The organism is Arthrobacter sp. Soil_C_49 (assembly GCF_057656635.1).
Genome location: NZ_JBDGJZ010000002.1, coordinates 1,951 through 16,448, shown reverse-complemented (window position 1 = coordinate 16,448; position 14,498 = coordinate 1,951). Strand labels below are relative to the sequence as shown.

Sequence of the window (14,498 nt, the reverse complement as noted above, 5' to 3'; positions counted from 1 at the left end):
AGTGTTTAGTTGTGCTACTCGCTTAGGCCGAACGCCTGACGGACGAGCTCACGTAAGCGAGGCCATTCAGGGGTCTCCGGAGGACGCCGCAACGAGCTGGCGTACTTGCTGAAATGAGGCGCGGGGACACCTGCTTGTTCAAGGGCTATCCGGCGAAGGCGAGTAATCTCCGAGCGCGCCACAGGAAGGTGTGACTGAGGAAGATGACCGTTCCACAGCTTGTCCGGTGCAAGTGCGGCGGCCTCGAGCAGTGCCTCGATCTCCCCGCTAAGGTGCAGGCCAATACTCTGTCGAAGGGCAATCGGCGTATCCAGATGGAAACTCAGCGGGACTTCTGCTGCTGACAGCAGGTCCGCCAAGGCCGGCAGATGATCGGAGAGCCACCCATGGGGCATGGCGTATCTGACACCGGCCTCGGCAAGCCGAAGTTGCACGATCGGATTCGGAGCTTCCGAGTACACTGCCACAACAGGAATGCGGGTGGTGATTTTCGTCCCGAGTGCTTTGATCCGCGAAATCGGGCCGAAGTTATCGATACCGCGAGGTGAACTCATCCACACAAGCATGTAATCCCAGGATGCAACCGTTGCGAGGTCCAGGTGTGCAGTCTCGTCGGCCCAGCACACAGCCCCGGAGTCCGTGAGAACTGCTTGCAACCCAGCCCGGATGATGGGGTCGTCAGACACAACGAGGACGCTTGCTTGATCCTGCCGGGCGTCCAAGAATCGCTTCTCCAAGCGCGTGAGCTCCGATACCGGCAAGTCAAGTAAATGGGAAGAAGCTATCTTGCGGAGCGCGGTGACCCGGCGGCGAATAGTCGAGGTCGATCGGCCGTGCTTACGGACATCGACTAAATAGGCGAAGATGTGCCGCGCTGTCAGGTGTCGGGCACCGTTTATCCCGCGGTGCGCGCACCAGGAATTCAAGTCGGCAAGATCGCTGGCATAAGCACGGCGAGTCGACGCCGATAAGCCTTCCAAAATTTTTTCCACCACACCCCCACTGGTTCAGGGATCAATATAGCTACGAAGCAGGACATTGCAGCCATATTGCTGGAGTATGACTTTTGTTTGATAGCAGCTTGTGCTATCGGCCGAACGAAATGGGGATCCGGTGCTTGCTATCGATTGCCTGGCAGGGGTGGCGGGAAACCTGTACGCGGCCAAGCCAAGAACGTTCTCCCGTGGTGAACAACTGTGGCCTCGCGTATGTCTTTCAATAACGGGACGGCCGGCGCAATACCACATGAAAGGGCGGAAAAGCCATCCTCGATCATTCCATGAACAGCGATTTCTTGCGGCATGCTATCGAAAAAGCTGAAAGCTTTAACGCAGTTTTTCATCAAGATTTGAGCGGACATTGGAGCGGCCGTAACAATAAAAATTATTGCCCACTATGGACCGGTCAACCGTCGCTTCATAGGATGATGCTTCGGTAGGACCGCTACACGCGAGCAGCCCAAGGAAAGGTCGCAGGAGAACGTCAAAGGAGCATAGGGATAGTGCGCACCTCGCGCCAGCTTCATTTGCGCATTCCCAACAGTGCTCGCGTTGAATGACCAAAATTTCGCTGCCCCTCGCCCGAGAGCCTAGGAGTAAACGATGGCCGACAACACAGCCAGTGCAAAGATCAAGCTCAAATCCCAGCGAAAGACAGTGGCTGAGCACATCATAAAGTGGCGTGAACATAAAGAGCCCTATGAGAAAACGTTTGCCCTCAAGACCATTGCTAACGCGCAGGGACATATCAAGAAACTCAAGGACGACCATCCCAGCCTGAGGAATGACAACCAGCCTGAGGACAATTGGTCTCCTTAAACGCGAAACGCTAGGCCGCAGTGAACGACACATCATCACGGGACACAACCTTCAGAGGTGAATTTAATGGGTCGCTATGACGCCAACATCGCGCATGCCAAAGAAATGCTCGCAACGGCTGAAACTGAGTTGGAGGAGGCTGCACGGTCAATGGCTGGCGCTGCTCCCCATGTTCGGGACTTTGTCCTAGGGGTGAAACTGCAAGCGGTCGAAGAGGCGAAAGACATGATCGCTACTTTCGAAAGCGCAAATAATTAACCAGTGCAGCAGCGGTTTCTGGCCTGCTGGCCTATCTTCAACAGATCAGTAGCCGCGCCGTAGACACATTGTACGGACAGCTACTCCTCACAAGCCGGGGGAGGTGATATTTATGTGCAACTGTACCTGTGCCTGGTGTGCGGAAGCGAAAAAGAACAACTATTCGAATCATCGATGCTCGCAAATTCCGAAGTGCCCCAAAACCAAGTGACAGGTGTCGCCGACTGACCCGTAAGCGGGCTGGCTGGCGACACAACGACTTCATCAAAGGCCGCCCTCCTACCTAGCAATAAGAGGAATACAGGGGCCTTTACTTCCCTCGCACTCACAGATTTCAACGCGCCCACCAGCGATACTTTTTAGGCCTGTATTGGTATCGGCGTCGTCGCCGTAACCCCATTCACCTCCGCCACCGCAGCTACTGGTGCCGTCGTCGGGCTGGACGTTGGCACTCGCATCCCAGTGCCCGGGGTCCCGGCAATTAGAGGGCGCAGGATTCCCATCCGATGCGTGCGACGGCGGCCGGTGCCGCCGTCGCATGTCACCGTCTCCAGGGGAGCCACGTCAGCTGAGAATGGATTCGCGTTAGGCCGCCTACATCGAGTGAGAGAGCGTTTGGATTAAGCCGACGTTAAGTGAGAGAGCGTCCGTGGGGGGGGCTTGGGTTAGAGGTCCGCGAGGAGGGTCTTCGGGTTTTCGATAGCGTCTGCTACGAAGCGGAGGAAGCCTGCTGCGGTGCCGCCGTCGCAGACTCGGTGGTCGAACGTGAGGGTCAGCTCGGTGACCTTGCGGACTGCGAGCTCGCCGTTCACCACCCAAGGCTTGTCGATGATCCGGCCGACGCCGAGGATGGCCACCTCCGGGTGGTTGATGATCGCCGCGGAACCGTCCACGCCGAACACCCCGTAGTTGTTGAGCGTGAATGTTCCGCTGCCCAGCTCGGTGGGCGTCGCTTTACCCTGGCGTGCGACGTCGGTCAGCCGGCGGATCTCCGCGTCCAGCTCGCGAGCGCTGAGCTTCTCCGCCGACCGGACCGACGGGACAACGAGTCCACGATCGGTCTGGGCGGCGATGCCGAGGTTGATCCCGTCGAACGACACGATCTCCTGCGACCCGTCGGACGCGGTTTCGATCCGGGTGTTCAGCTCCGGGTACTTCTTGAGCCCGGCCGTGACGAAGCGGGCGATGAACGCCAGCAGTCCAGGGACTTCTGAGCCGCCGGCCTTGAGTTCCTTACGGAGCTCCACGAGTGCGGTGGCGTCGACGTCCACCCACACGGTGGCCTCGGGGATCTCCGACCGGCTGCGCGTCATGTTGGCGGCAACGGCTTTGCGCACTCCCCTGACCGGTGTCCGGGAGGAAATCGCCAGGCCGGTACGGGCGTCCTGGCCCTGGGTTCCGGCCCGCATAGCTTCGATGGGCTTGGTCTGGGCAGGCTCCGTCTCCGGGGCTTCAAACGGCTTAGCCGCGGGCGCAGGCTCAACCGCCGGCGCACTGATCGCCTTTTCAACGTCCTTGCGCATGATGAGCCCGCCCTCCCCGGAGCCCGGGAGCTCGCCGAGGTCCACGCCGTGCTCCCTGGCCATACGACGGACCAGCGGCGAGATCACCGCTCCGAGTTTGCCGGGAACGCGGGTCCGCAGCAGGGAGAGGTCGTCGAGGCCCTGGGATTCAGCCGCCGAGGCAGGCTCAGCCACGGCAACGGATGACTTGCGAGCGCGGGTGCGCCGGGCAACGCCATGGCCGCCGGGAGTGCCGTACCCGATCAGCACATTCCCAGACCCCGCCTTTTCCTCCTCGCGGGACGCCTCAGCCTCAGGGTGTGTGTCGGCAGCAGAATCCGTCGAATCCCCAAGCTCGGTTTCGTCAGGCTTAACCACCGGCTCGGCAGGCTCCGGAGCTGCGGCATCATCCGCGGCGGCCCCGTCCACCGAAACAGGCGTCACCGAGATCAGCGGCTTCCCCACGTCCAGCGTCTCCCCCGGCTGACCGTGCAGCTCCGCCACAATCCCGGCATAGGGAGAAGGCACCTCAACCGTGGACTTAGCGGTCTCCACCTCGGCGATCGGCTGGTCCACGGCAATGGTGTCCCCCACCGAAACGTGCCAGGACACCAGCTCCGCCTCGGTCAGCCCCTCGCCCAGGTCCGGCAACAAAAACACACGCGCTTCACTCATAATCAGTTCTCCCACTGAAGGTCGTCGACGGCGTCGAGGATGCGGTCCACGCCGGGCAGGTAGTACTTCTCAAGCTTGGGCGCCGGGTACGGGATGTCGAACCCCGTGACGCGGCGGATGGGGGCGGCCAGGTAGTGGAAGCAGCGCTCCTGCACCCGGGCCACAATCTCCGAGGACACGGACGCGAACCCGTGCGCCTCGGCGATCACCACGGCCCGGCCGGTCTTCCGCACCGACTCGCACACCGTCTCGTCGTCGAACGGCACAATCGTCCGCACGTCAATCACTTCCAGCGAGCGCCCCTCCAGCGCAGCCGCCTCGGCGGCGGCGAGCGCGGTGGGCACGGACGGGCCGTAGGCGATCAGCGTCGCGTCAGTGCCGGGACGCGCGACGGCGGCACGCCCCTCAGTGGCCAGGCCCGCCGTCGTGCCTTCCTCGTAAGAGGACCGCAGCGCCGGCAAGTCCACCAGGTCCTTGGACCAGTACAGCTTCTTCGGCTCCATAAACACCACGGGATCGTCCGAGTCGATCGCCTCACGGAGCATGCGGTACCCGTCCGCCACGGTGGCCGGGGTGTACACCTTCAGCCCGGCGGTGTGGGCGTAGTAGGACTCGGAGGAATCGCAGTGGTGCTCCACTCCCCCAATGCCGCCGCCGTACGGCACCCGGATCACCATGGGCAGCTTCACGGCGCCGCGGGTCCGGTTGTGCATCTTGGCCACGTGGCTGACGATCTGCTCGAACGCGGGGTAGGCGAACGCGTCGAACTGCATCTCCACCACCGGGCGCATCCCGTTGATGGCCATGCCCACGGCCATGCCCACAATGCCGGACTCGGCCAGCGGTGTGTCGAAGCAGCGCTGCTCCCCGAACGTGGCGGTGAGCCCGTCGGTAATCCGGAACACCCCGCCCAGCGTCCCCACGTCCTCGCCGAACACCAGGACAGAGGAATCAGCCTGCATCGCGTCAACCAAGGCAGTGTTCAACGCCTTGGCCATGGTGACCGGCTGCGGGCCTGCAGCCTCGGCAGACGCAGCGGCGGAGGCGGCTGCCCGGGCGGTGGCCGCGGAAACGTTGCCGTTGGCCTCGGATGAGGTGGTGATGGTGGGGCTCATTTGCCGGCCTCCTCGGTAGATGCTGCGTCGCGGGCGAGTTCGTCGGCGAGCAGGGCGGACTGTTCCTTCAACTGCGGTGTGGGCTTGGCGAAGACGTGGCGGAACAGCTCCTGCGGGTCCACCGGCACGTCCTCGCTGAGGCCCTCGCGCAGCTGGGTTGCCACCGCTTCGGCGTGTGCAGCAATCCGCGACTCAACGGAATCGTCCAGCAGGCCGCGGTCCGTCAGGTAGGCACGCATCCGGTTCACCGGGTCCTTCGCCCGCCACTCGGCAACTTCAGCGCTCTCCCGGTAGCGGGTGTCGTCGTCGGCATTCGTGTGGGCCTGCATGCGGTACGTGTTGGCCTCCACCAGCAGCGGACCGGAACCCTCCCGGGCCAGCTTCACGGCCCGGTCCAGGACTGCGAGGAGCGCCACGACGTCGTTGCCGTCCACGCGTTCGCCGGCCATGCCGTAGCCCACGGCCTTGTGCGCGAGCGACGGCGCCACGGACTGGTGTGCCAACGGCACCGAGATGGCGTACTTGTTGTTCTGGACGAAGAAAATGACGGGCAGGTGGAAGACGGCGGCGAAGTTCAGGGCCTCGTGGAAGTCGCCTTCGCTGGTGGCGCCGTCGCCGCACATGGCCAGCACCACGGTGTCCTCGCCGCGGAGCTTGGCTGCGTGGGCCACCCCGACGGCGTGCAACAGCTGGGTGGTCAGCGGCGTGCACTGGATGCCCACCTTGTGCTTGAGGGGATCGAACCCGCCGTGCCAGTCGCCGCGGAAGATGGTCATCACCTGCACGGGGTCCACGCCGCGGGTCATCACGGCCACGGCGTCGCGGTAGGTGGGGAACATCCAGTCGCCCTCGGACAGGCACAGGGCGGCGGCGACCTGGCAGGCTTCCTGGCCGTGGCTGGACGGGTACACGGCCATGCGGCCCTGTCGGACCAGTGCCGAGTTCTGGTCGTTGACGCGGCGGCCGACGACGAGCTGTTCGTACGCTGCCAACAGTTCCTCATCGCCGGGCAACGGGTACTCGTGGCCGGGTTCGGTGCCCTGCTCACCTTGAGGCTTGAGCCGGCCGTCCGGGTCCACCATCTCGATCTGGTGCCGGGCCGGCAGCATGTAATCCTCGGCCGTGATGCCGAACTTCTTGGCAGCCTCGGCGAGGGCGTCCTCTGCCGGCAGCGGGCTGGCATGCTCGCGTGCGGTGTGGTCTGCGGAGATCGTCATTGTTCCGTCCTTCTGTTGCCACTATTCCTTCCCAGTATCTGCCCGCGGCAGGTTTCGTATCCAGCATCTGGAGGAATCGTGGAGAAGCTGCTTGATTCGGGCTGTACGGAGAGACGAATTGCAACTGTGAGCCAGCTTACTGCGGCGGCTGTGGACAAATTGCCGGGCAGGGCTGCGGGAGCCTTGTCGGCCGAGGGGATCTTTGAACACTCCCTCCTGTTCCGCACTGCTTCAACTTTATGAAAAATTGCGTTGACCTCTGCCTGGCGGGGGACCAAACTCTAATGGCATGCAATTGAGGGAAGCGTCAATTCATTAATCTTCAAAAGTTTCTTTTCCGCTATCAAAGGAAAGAATCCGCACCTGGCGTCAGGGATCTTCCCCCTGGGGACTCGTGGTGCGGGATGGACGCGGTGGGGACAGCGTGGTCCCCTCCGCCTTGCCATGATGTCTGCGGTTATGGTCCCGCGGGCAAGGGCGAGGCGCAGGCAGGTGTCCCAGGGTATCGGGGGCTTTACATATTCGGGAATAACAATGGATGGGGGTTGCCGTCATGGAAATAGAGAAGCTGTGGGACCGGCTGGATGCGGCAACACGGCAATGGTTTATCGATAATCCCGGGTGCATGATCCTTCCCCGGACGGTGGTGGCAGCAATTACCAAGGCCACCGGAGCCGAGTTCGCGCAGGACCGGCACGGTGAAACCGTCCTCTAGCCCAGCGACTGCGACTTCATCCGCAGGGCAGCGGAACGGCACGATGCCCTGCGCAGCGAGTCCTCGTCGGCGCAACGCTGACTGGTTAGTCAGCAAGCCTTCATCCAGAATTTTATCTTCCTGCCCTGGTGAAGTGTGCTTCCTGGGACCTACCTGCGAACCAAACGCCTTCGAAGCCACTCTGCGCGCCCTGCGTCGAGCTGCGTGAGCATTCGTATCTAGCTTCACCTGATCGCGTGGACGCCTGAACAGTTTCATCTACACTGAAAGACGATTTGTAGATGTGGGCTCGCTGACTGACAGGCGTTGTGAACAATGGCAAGCAGGGATGCCGGGACAGAACCCGTTCCGCTGGATGACATCGACCGGAAAATCATTTCCGAGCTGACCCGGGACGGCCGGATGTCTGTGACTCAGGTGGCCGAGAACGTCCACATCTCCCGGGCGCACGCCTACACCCGGATCGGCCGGCTCACCAGCGAAGGGGTGCTGTCCAAGTTCACAGCGTTGGTTGACCCGATCAAGGCGGGGCTCCGCTCCTCCGCCTACGTGACGCTGAAGCTGAAGCAGGACGCCTGGCGGGAACTGCGCGACCAGCTCGGCGCCATCCCGGAGGTGCACCACGTGGCCCTGGTGGGCGGCGACTTCGACGTGATCCTGCTGGTCCGGGCCGTGGACAACATCGACCTGCGGCGGGTCATCTTCGACCAGCTGCAGTCCATGCCCGGCGTGCTCGATACACAAACGTTCCTGGTGTTTGAGGACTTGGATACGCGGTAGTCAGTGGCGTGCTTTTGCCTTGATAACGCCCGCGGCTAGAAGTCCCACGCCCGCAAGTGATGCCAGCATCCCGCCCAGTGCCGCAGCGTATTCGGTGATAGTCATTTCGCCACTCCTTCGTGATGTCCTGCCGTGATGAATCAAAGCTAAGCCCGGAAGCTCAGGATCGGGAGAAGGCGTGGCCGAGGATTTGGTCAAGATTCTGGCAGACAATCAGGCGGGACAGAACTTAGATGATGAGGTAGTGCCCGGCAGGTTCCTGCTGGCTGCCGGTCTTCTTCGCCACTGGGAGTGCAGTAGCCAGGGCAATAAGGCCGATGACGGGCCGCAGGATGAGCGCGCCCGTTACGGACAAAACCGTGAGGCCTGCTAACTCCAGACTGTCCCGCTTTGGCATATGGCGACGCCTTGGCCCACCGTCCCACAAGGGTTCGTTATCGTCCGAGGTTACGGTTTCACGGCTGCCTCCCGCCGCAATGAGAGTACTCGTCTATGGATGAAAGAACACTCGCCACCTGTGAACTTGAGGGTCGTTCCGACCGAGGGGCACATAAGCGGTCTAAGGATGCCTACCGGTACCCATCCACGATCGCAGCGGCGATTTCCTTGTAGGCGCGGCGGGTTTCGGACTTCAGCACGTCCAAAGTGACCAAGTCGCCGTCGGCCACACCGCGGTCATGCGGGACGGCGATGAGCTGGCGGCAGATGCCGGAGAGGTGTTCCTCAATAGCGTCTTTGTCCACGCGGGAGGAGACCTCATCCTTGTCCGTGATCACCACAACGGCATTTCGTGCCAGGTCCTCGTAGCCGTGGCTGGCCAGCCAGTGCAGGGTGCTGCGGGCACGCTTAGCGCCGCTCACTGCGTAACCTGCGGCGATGACCAGGTTGTCAGCTGACTGGAGGATCCCGCTCATGGCGTTGTGAGTGACGCCAGTGCCGCAATCGGTCAGGGCCACGGAGTAGTAGCTGGAAATCAGCTTGCGGATCCGCAGGTACTCTGTGGCCGTAAGTGAGTCCGAAACCTCAGGGTCCTGCTCGCCGGCGATCAGGTGCAGCCGGCCGGCATGGTGCATGTACCGGGCCAGGGCCGTGAGCGAATCAACACTGTCGATGTTCCGGAGCAGGTCGGTGATGGTGCGGGGGCTTGCCTGCTGGTAAATGCCCTCCCCCAGCGCACGCTCCACCAGGTCGCCGGAATCCGGGTTGGCGTCGATGGCGCACGGCGCGTCACCTCGGAACTCGGCCAAGGTTAGGCCAACTCCCACGGTGGTGGAGGTTTTGCCGATGCCGCCCTTGAGGCTAAGGATGGCGGTGTTATAGCTGCCCTGGAGCTGACGGGAGATGCGGCGGCCCAGTTCGTCCTCCTCGCGCTGCTTCGCGCCGGGGCCCAGGTTCCAGGCTCCCCCGGTCAGCGAGTACAGGGCGCCGCGGAAGCCGCCCACGGGACGGGGCTTCTGCTCTTTGACAAACAGGCCTGGAGAGCTGATGAAGTCCGGCATTGGGGTGTCAGCGATGACGTCTGCCGTGGTGGGCCGGGCGCGGCGGAAGGACGGGCCCTCTTTCGGGGCTGCCGGCAGCGCCTGCTCGACGGCGGGACTCGCCGGAGCAGCGGCGCCTGGCTCCGTAGAACCATCCTCTTGGCGGGTCGGCGGCTGGGAGGTCGCCGGCGGCCTGGCGGGACGGCGGGTGGGTGCAGGGGCGTGGGTTACAGGACTCGCGGCGTCGGCCGCGGCTGCCGCCGCGGCCCAGGAGGTCCGCCGGGTGACGGGTTGGTCGGCGTCGATCTGGCTGGAAGCGTTCGGTGTTACAGCTGGCATGGTTCCTGTCCGGGCATCTGTCAGGTCTCCCTCGGCGCGACGGAGGTCACGGCGTCGGCGTCGCTGCTGCCCTGCATTCTGTGCATTGGCGCGTTCGGTCTTATCCGCCGGATCGGGCATTTCTGTCCCCCAGGACGTTCGGCAAAATATTCTGCAATTTACTGTTCGGTATAAGCAGCAAGTCTAGGTGCTGGGGCAAAATCCCGGTGTCAGACGCGAGTTAAAGCGGCCGCCACCACACTGGTTGTCAGGACGAGCAATATGGCAAGGACGGTGTAGCCCTGCCATTTCGGACGGCCTTTATGGGGGTTGATGTCAATGTATGGCATGGCTAACGGCGGTTACCTCGGGGTGCGGCGGGCTGAACGGTGACCCGGATGGCACGACGTTTCAGCCGCAGCATCTGGAGCAGGACGACAAAAGGGATCAACAGCGTGCTCAGCAGCGCGCAGAGCGCAAGGGCATAGTCGGCCAGGGCCATACAAAACCTCCATTGGTAAGCGTTGAATCCCTATTGCAAATCAGGGAGGACGTTACTCAGGTTTGACCGCAATTGACAAGTCACGCTAAGCCAGGGCTCCAGACGCGGCGGGTCAGGGCTCAGCGCCAGCGCGACCACTCGCACTGAGTAGCCACAGCACAATGAGTCGGGGTGACCAAATCAAACTGAATGTGACCGGCTACCTACGTGAGCATCGAGGATTTCCCGTAAACGAGCGATACAGCACGTGAGGCTAAGGTTCCAGTCCGCACTTCGCGTATCCCATCCTCTTTTGAACGTGTGGCATCGGCCAGGCGCTAAAGCGGGGGGAGCATGGGCTAATCCAGTTCGCGGCAAACTTTTGCGAGGCTGATTTTCCGTAATCCCGCATGCATTCGTTAGGAGTGAGGGCCACGGGTATTCCCCTCTGCAGTGCACCCACCAGGACCACGTGTCCCGCGGCTCGTTCCGTAGGCCAGGGGAAGGAACAGAACGAAGGCCTTGCTTATCAGGTCACCAACCTCGCACTGACTCACATAGCCCGGGTGGGCCACGGCATTCTCGCCATTGCGGATTTCGCTGGTCGGGCCGCCGGCGGGAAGAGTCAAGCGGACAGGGGTGCTGCTCGCCAGGACCCCTTCCTCTGCGTGCGGATGATCCGGGGACGCTGTTGGAAGTGCCGCCAATAAAGATGTGCAAGTTCGGCGACGTTCTTTCCGGCGGATGTTCAAGCGTATCCCTTACAACACTTTATGGGTACGTCCGCCGGCTTGTAGGGGCTTGAGAACCCCGTCACCGTTTGTCAAAAAACTGACGAGGGCAGCTCCCTGGTTGCCTCGTCCGGTGTTTCCGGCAGCCTGAAAGCGGGCGGCCGCACCCATTCCATCCCACGGTTTCGGGCCACCAATCCTTCAACTTATCGGCGAAACATGTCACGGAGGAAACCCACCGACCGCCCCATAGCAGTAACTAGCGAAGCAAGGACAGCGGCTGGCCCCGGCGAAGTTGGAGCCAGTCGCACTGTGCCCAGCCTTCCGTCCGCGTTAATAACCCCAATCAGCTCCCGAATCTCTCGCTCGCTTGGCTGCTTCGTCCTTCGCCGCCATCCTCGTTTTGATGTCCCTCGTTCCATCTTCCGAGACTACGAGTCCGTTGCAGACAGGTGCACGAGTAGCGACTACCTGCATTTCCAGGCTCCTACTTCGCACATGGAACGTTAGGATCACTTGCCCGTTGCATGAACGGCCCCGAAACAAAACTGGCGATGCAGGTTTAGCCCGGGGTTTTCATGAGGGTGGCGTTCGTCCGGTGTGTTTAAGCTACGAAAGGTGCTTCTGAGCTGGGAAAATAGTGTTGTTGACGCACTTTTCTGCCGGCTGAAAGAAGCACCTTTCTGATGTCCAAGATTACCGGAGTTTTCCCGTCCCTTCCTGTCGCCACGACGGGGCAGTCGCTGGTCTCCCACGGTGGGCTGAATGTGGTGACGTCCTTTGTGGACGCGCTCGGATTCCGGGGCTTGTGCGAGGACCGTTTGGGCCAGTTCGTCCCGTCCGGGGCCCGCCATCGGCCGGGCACGATCCTGGGCTCGTTGGCGGTCATGCTCGCAGGCGGCGGGGACCACGTCTCTGATTTGGACATCCTGCGCGCCGGCGCCGGCGTCTTCGGAAAGGTCGCTTCGAACGCGACGGTCTCGAGGTTCTTTGAACGGACCGTGACCAACCCCGAGTTGTTCAGCTACGGCTTCGCCACGCTGACGCGGGAACTGCGCTCCAGGGTGTGGGAATCGGCCGCGGAACGGAACCCGGCGTTGACGGCCACGGCGCTGGATCCGCTCATTGTGGACCTGGATGCCACGCTCGTCACGTCCCATAGCGACAAAGAACGGGTCGCCGGCACGTACAAGGGCGGTTATGGCTTCGCTCCCTTCATCGCCAGCATCGACTACGGCACAGGCAACGGGACCGGGGAGGTCCTGGCCGCGGTCCTGCGTCCCGGTAACGCCGGGGCCAACAGCGCAGATGACCACATCAAGGTCTTCACCCAGGCGATCGCCCAACTCCCCGATGACTTCTACGACCAGGACGGAAAGCTGATTGGTGAGAAAGTGCTGGTGCGCACGGACAGCGCCGGTGCGTCCCGGAAATTCCTGCACTACGTCTCATCGCTAGGCGTGCAGTTCAGCGTCTCCTACCCGGTCCCAGTGATGAAGGCGAACATGGTCGCGTGGATCAATGACAAGCAGTACTGGCAGCCGGCGCTGGATCAGGACGGCAATGACCGCACCAACGCGTGGATCATTAACGCCACCGACGTCTTCGGGCTCACCGACTACCCGCCAGGGACAAACCTCTACCTGCGTGCCGAGCCCCTGCACCCCGGGGCCCAGGCGACCTTGCTGGACATGGACGGGCACAGAGTCACGGCCTTCCTGACGAACTCGCCGCGTTGGCACGGACCAGCCCTGGATGCCCGACACAGGGCGCGGGGTCGGTGTGAAAACAGGATCAAAACCCTGAAAAACACCGGGCTCGCGAAGCTGCCGTTCTTCGACTTCCACGCCAACCAGGCCTGGGCCAACATCGCCGCCCTGGCCATGAACCTGGTCTCCTGGCTGCAACTAACAGCCCTCCCCACCGGCCACAAAGCCCGGCGCTGGGACATCAAACGCTGGCGCTACCGGCTCTTCGCGACCGCAGGGAAACTCATCACCAGGGCCCGGCAGACCCGGCTGCTGATCGCTGACAAAGCCCCGGAAGCCGGGACAATCACCACGCTTCTGGCCGCCACTACTGAGCTGAAAACCCGCCTCCGACACCGGGCCCCGCACCTGGTCTGAGAACAACCCGGCCAGCCACTTCAACCACCAGCACAACCCACCGGCCATGTGGAAACCGACGCCCAGCCCACGCCATCGGGCCCCGCCAGCGCGCTCAAAACCAAAAAATCAACCCGGGCGAACATCAAATCGGAACCTGGCCGCCAACCCGGCCCTCATGAAAAATCCGGGTTAGTATCGGGTTGAGGTGCGGCCAACGGTCTGTGCAGTCGGGGGATGCCAAGCCAGCGTTCGAAAGCGGAGTGAGCGCCCAAGGCCGGTAGGTGTCCTTATCGGGGATTTCGAAACTGCGGTTCTGCACGCTGACACAATTCCGCATTCGCTCGCCCATGCTCTACGGATATCCTGGCTTCTCAGGTTTTGGACGGCCCTGGTCTCCCATGGCACTTTGCGCCGTTGCTGCCTTTAACCTGCCAAACGGGCAGCTATGATCAGGAGGTTATGGACGAGGTTGCTTCGCCTGTCCAAGTAGGGATCATGTGATTTGGGGGACTGCAAGCATGAGCTTCACCGCGTTGAAGACGAAGTTCACTTCATATGGGGCTTCTGCTCTGTTGGTCCTAGTCGGTTCAATGGCTCCGAACACTGCGCCAGCGGTGGCTGCTGTGGTTACTTCGGCATCTGGGGTTCTTGTGGACTCCAATGGGGCGCCCCTGCCGAGGGCGCAGGCCCATGCGTACGGAGGCATCCAGAACGATGCCTATGTCACCGATGACCAAGGCCGATTCAACATCTCGGCTGGCACGGCGACCACCCCTTTAGTGTTTGCTTACGCGGGCTATGGGCATAATGCAGAGCCCAATATCCGCGTCATCACAAGCCCCGTATCCCTTCAGGGGGCAACCGACATTGGAACCGTCACCATGCCGCCACTGGATTCCGTCACCGTTCGGGTCCTGGACAGTAACGGATTCCCGGTGGCCGGCGCCAAAGTTTCCGGCCCGCAGGGGGCAATGCAACTAACCGCATCAAATTGGCTTGACGCAGGCACCCCACTAAACGGAACTGTCACGGCAGAGACCGGTTTCTGGGAGCCGTACTCCATCACGGAGTCCTCTGGCGAGACAAACCTCAAGACGCCGCGATTCGCCAACGGCCTACCCGATTTAGTGGTGTGGTACACGGATCCGGCCACGGGAACGGACATCCACGCCCCGATTCAACAGGAACCCGACGCATCCAACACCATTACCGCAGTGCTGCCCTCCGTTACTTCGGCATCTGGGGTTCTTGTGGACTCCAATGGGGCGCCCCTGCCGAGGGCGCAGGCCCATGCGTACGGAGG

General features: G+C 62.2%; 13 protein-coding genes. 6 read left to right on the top strand and 7 right to left on the bottom strand.

The annotated features are described in order from the left end of the window. Window positions 1-14: 14 nt before the first annotated feature. On the bottom strand, window positions 15-995 hold the full coding sequence (locus tag AC3A4Z_RS03395) for a site-specific integrase (RefSeq protein ID WP_498710093.1): 981 nt from the start codon (window positions 993-995) through the stop codon (window positions 15-17). Between the two features lie 606 nt (window positions 996-1,601). Between AC3A4Z_RS03395 and AC3A4Z_RS03390 the strand changes: the two genes are divergently transcribed. Further along, window positions 1,602-1,817 (top strand): DUF29 family protein, encoded by a 216-nt coding sequence (locus AC3A4Z_RS03390; protein ID WP_498710092.1) that lies wholly within the window; start codon window positions 1,602-1,604, stop codon window positions 1,815-1,817. A gap of 66 nt (window positions 1,818-1,883) precedes the next feature. Then, window positions 1,884-2,075, top strand: a complete 192-nt coding sequence (locus AC3A4Z_RS03385) for a hypothetical protein (protein ID WP_498710090.1) — start codon at window positions 1,884-1,886, stop codon at window positions 2,073-2,075. A 665-nt stretch (window positions 2,076-2,740) separates the two neighbouring features. On the opposite strand, the gene AC3A4Z_RS03380 is transcribed toward AC3A4Z_RS03385, so the two are convergent. Genes AC3A4Z_RS03380 through pdhA form a run of 3 tightly spaced genes read right to left on the bottom strand, consistent with a single transcriptional unit; the run spans window position 2,741 to window position 6,584 of the window. Next, complete coding sequence (locus AC3A4Z_RS03380; RefSeq protein WP_498710089.1) at window positions 2,741-4,252, bottom strand: dihydrolipoamide acetyltransferase family protein; 1,512 nt, start codon at window positions 4,250-4,252, stop codon at window positions 2,741-2,743. 2 nt (window positions 4,253-4,254) lie between these two features. Beyond that, window positions 4,255-5,367 carry an alpha-ketoacid dehydrogenase subunit beta gene (locus AC3A4Z_RS03375; RefSeq protein ID WP_498710088.1) on the bottom strand — a complete coding sequence of 371 codons (1,113 nt, stop codon included), beginning with the start codon at window positions 5,365-5,367 and terminating at the stop codon, window positions 4,255-4,257. Then, window positions 5,364-6,584, bottom strand: coding sequence for a pyruvate dehydrogenase (acetyl-transferring) E1 component subunit alpha (pdhA, locus tag AC3A4Z_RS03370; RefSeq protein ID WP_498710086.1), 1,221 nt, complete (start codon window positions 6,582-6,584; stop codon window positions 5,364-5,366). The genes AC3A4Z_RS03375 and pdhA overlap by 4 nt, the downstream gene beginning before the upstream one ends. A gap of 553 nt (window positions 6,585-7,137) precedes the next feature. On the opposite strand from pdhA, the gene AC3A4Z_RS03365 reads away from it, so the two are divergent. Further along, window positions 7,138-7,299, top strand: a complete 162-nt coding sequence (locus AC3A4Z_RS03365) for a hypothetical protein (protein WP_498710084.1) — start codon at window positions 7,138-7,140, stop codon at window positions 7,297-7,299. 315 nt (window positions 7,300-7,614) lie between these two features. Next, window positions 7,615-8,079 (top strand): Lrp/AsnC family transcriptional regulator, encoded by a 465-nt coding sequence (locus tag AC3A4Z_RS03360; RefSeq protein ID WP_498710083.1) that lies wholly within the window; start codon window positions 7,615-7,617, stop codon window positions 8,077-8,079. Between the two features lie 229 nt (window positions 8,080-8,308). Here the strand turns inward: AC3A4Z_RS03360 and AC3A4Z_RS03355 are convergent, their stop codons facing one another. The 3 genes from AC3A4Z_RS03355 to AC3A4Z_RS03345 form a co-directional block, all read right to left on the bottom strand. Next, window positions 8,309-8,476 carry a hypothetical protein gene (locus AC3A4Z_RS03355; protein WP_498710081.1) on the bottom strand — a complete coding sequence of 56 codons (168 nt, stop codon included), beginning with the start codon at window positions 8,474-8,476 and terminating at the stop codon, window positions 8,309-8,311. Window positions 8,477-8,648: 172 nt separating this feature from the next. After that, the gene (locus tag AC3A4Z_RS03350) at window positions 8,649-9,896 is read right to left on the bottom strand and encodes a MinD/ParA family ATP-binding protein (RefSeq protein ID WP_498710080.1); all 1,248 of its coding nucleotides are present in this window, start codon (window positions 9,894-9,896) and stop codon (window positions 8,649-8,651) included. 331 nt (window positions 9,897-10,227) lie between these two features. Beyond that, window positions 10,228-10,377, bottom strand: a complete 150-nt coding sequence (locus tag AC3A4Z_RS03345) for a hypothetical protein (RefSeq protein WP_498710078.1) — start codon at window positions 10,375-10,377, stop codon at window positions 10,228-10,230. Between the two features lie 1,396 nt (window positions 10,378-11,773). Here AC3A4Z_RS03345 and AC3A4Z_RS03340 point away from each other — a divergent pair. Together AC3A4Z_RS03340 and AC3A4Z_RS03335 are read left to right on the top strand one after the other, a co-directional pair. Continuing rightward, window positions 11,774-13,213, top strand: coding sequence for an IS1380 family transposase (locus AC3A4Z_RS03340; protein WP_498710077.1), 1,440 nt, complete (start codon window positions 11,774-11,776; stop codon window positions 13,211-13,213). A gap of 500 nt (window positions 13,214-13,713) precedes the next feature. Next, the coding region (locus AC3A4Z_RS03335; RefSeq protein ID WP_498710076.1) for a hypothetical protein at window positions 13,714-14,498 on the top strand (785 nt) is incomplete at its 3' end.

What these genes read in the sequence shown, in the direction of transcription:
- AC3A4Z_RS03355 (WP_498710081.1), bottom strand. Translation starts at nt 8,476, where the DNA reads ATGCCAAAGCGGGACAGTCTGGAGTTAGCAGGCCTCACGGTTTTGTCC.
- pdhA (WP_498710086.1), bottom strand. Translation starts at nt 6,584, where the DNA reads ATGACGATCTCCGCAGACCACACCGCACGCGAGCATGCCAGCCCGCTG.
- AC3A4Z_RS03345 (WP_498710078.1), bottom strand. Translation starts at nt 10,377, where the DNA reads ATGGCCCTGGCCGACTATGCCCTTGCGCTCTGCGCGCTGCTGAGCACG.
- AC3A4Z_RS03360 (WP_498710083.1), top strand. Translation starts at nt 7,615, where the DNA reads ATGGCAAGCAGGGATGCCGGGACAGAACCCGTTCCGCTGGATGACATC.
- AC3A4Z_RS03385 (WP_498710090.1), top strand. Translation starts at nt 1,884, where the DNA reads ATGGGTCGCTATGACGCCAACATCGCGCATGCCAAAGAAATGCTCGCA.
- AC3A4Z_RS03340 (WP_498710077.1), top strand. Translation starts at nt 11,774, where the DNA reads ATGTCCAAGATTACCGGAGTTTTCCCGTCCCTTCCTGTCGCCACGACG.
- AC3A4Z_RS03375 (WP_498710088.1), bottom strand. Translation starts at nt 5,367, where the DNA reads ATGAGCCCCACCATCACCACCTCATCCGAGGCCAACGGCAACGTTTCC.
- AC3A4Z_RS03380 (WP_498710089.1), bottom strand. Translation starts at nt 4,252, where the DNA reads ATGAGTGAAGCGCGTGTGTTTTTGTTGCCGGACCTGGGCGAGGGGCTG.
- AC3A4Z_RS03390 (WP_498710092.1), top strand. Translation starts at nt 1,602, where the DNA reads ATGGCCGACAACACAGCCAGTGCAAAGATCAAGCTCAAATCCCAGCGA.
- AC3A4Z_RS03350 (WP_498710080.1), bottom strand. Translation starts at nt 9,896, where the DNA reads ATGCCAGCTGTAACACCGAACGCTTCCAGCCAGATCGACGCCGACCAA.
- AC3A4Z_RS03365 (WP_498710084.1), top strand. Translation starts at nt 7,138, where the DNA reads ATGGAAATAGAGAAGCTGTGGGACCGGCTGGATGCGGCAACACGGCAA.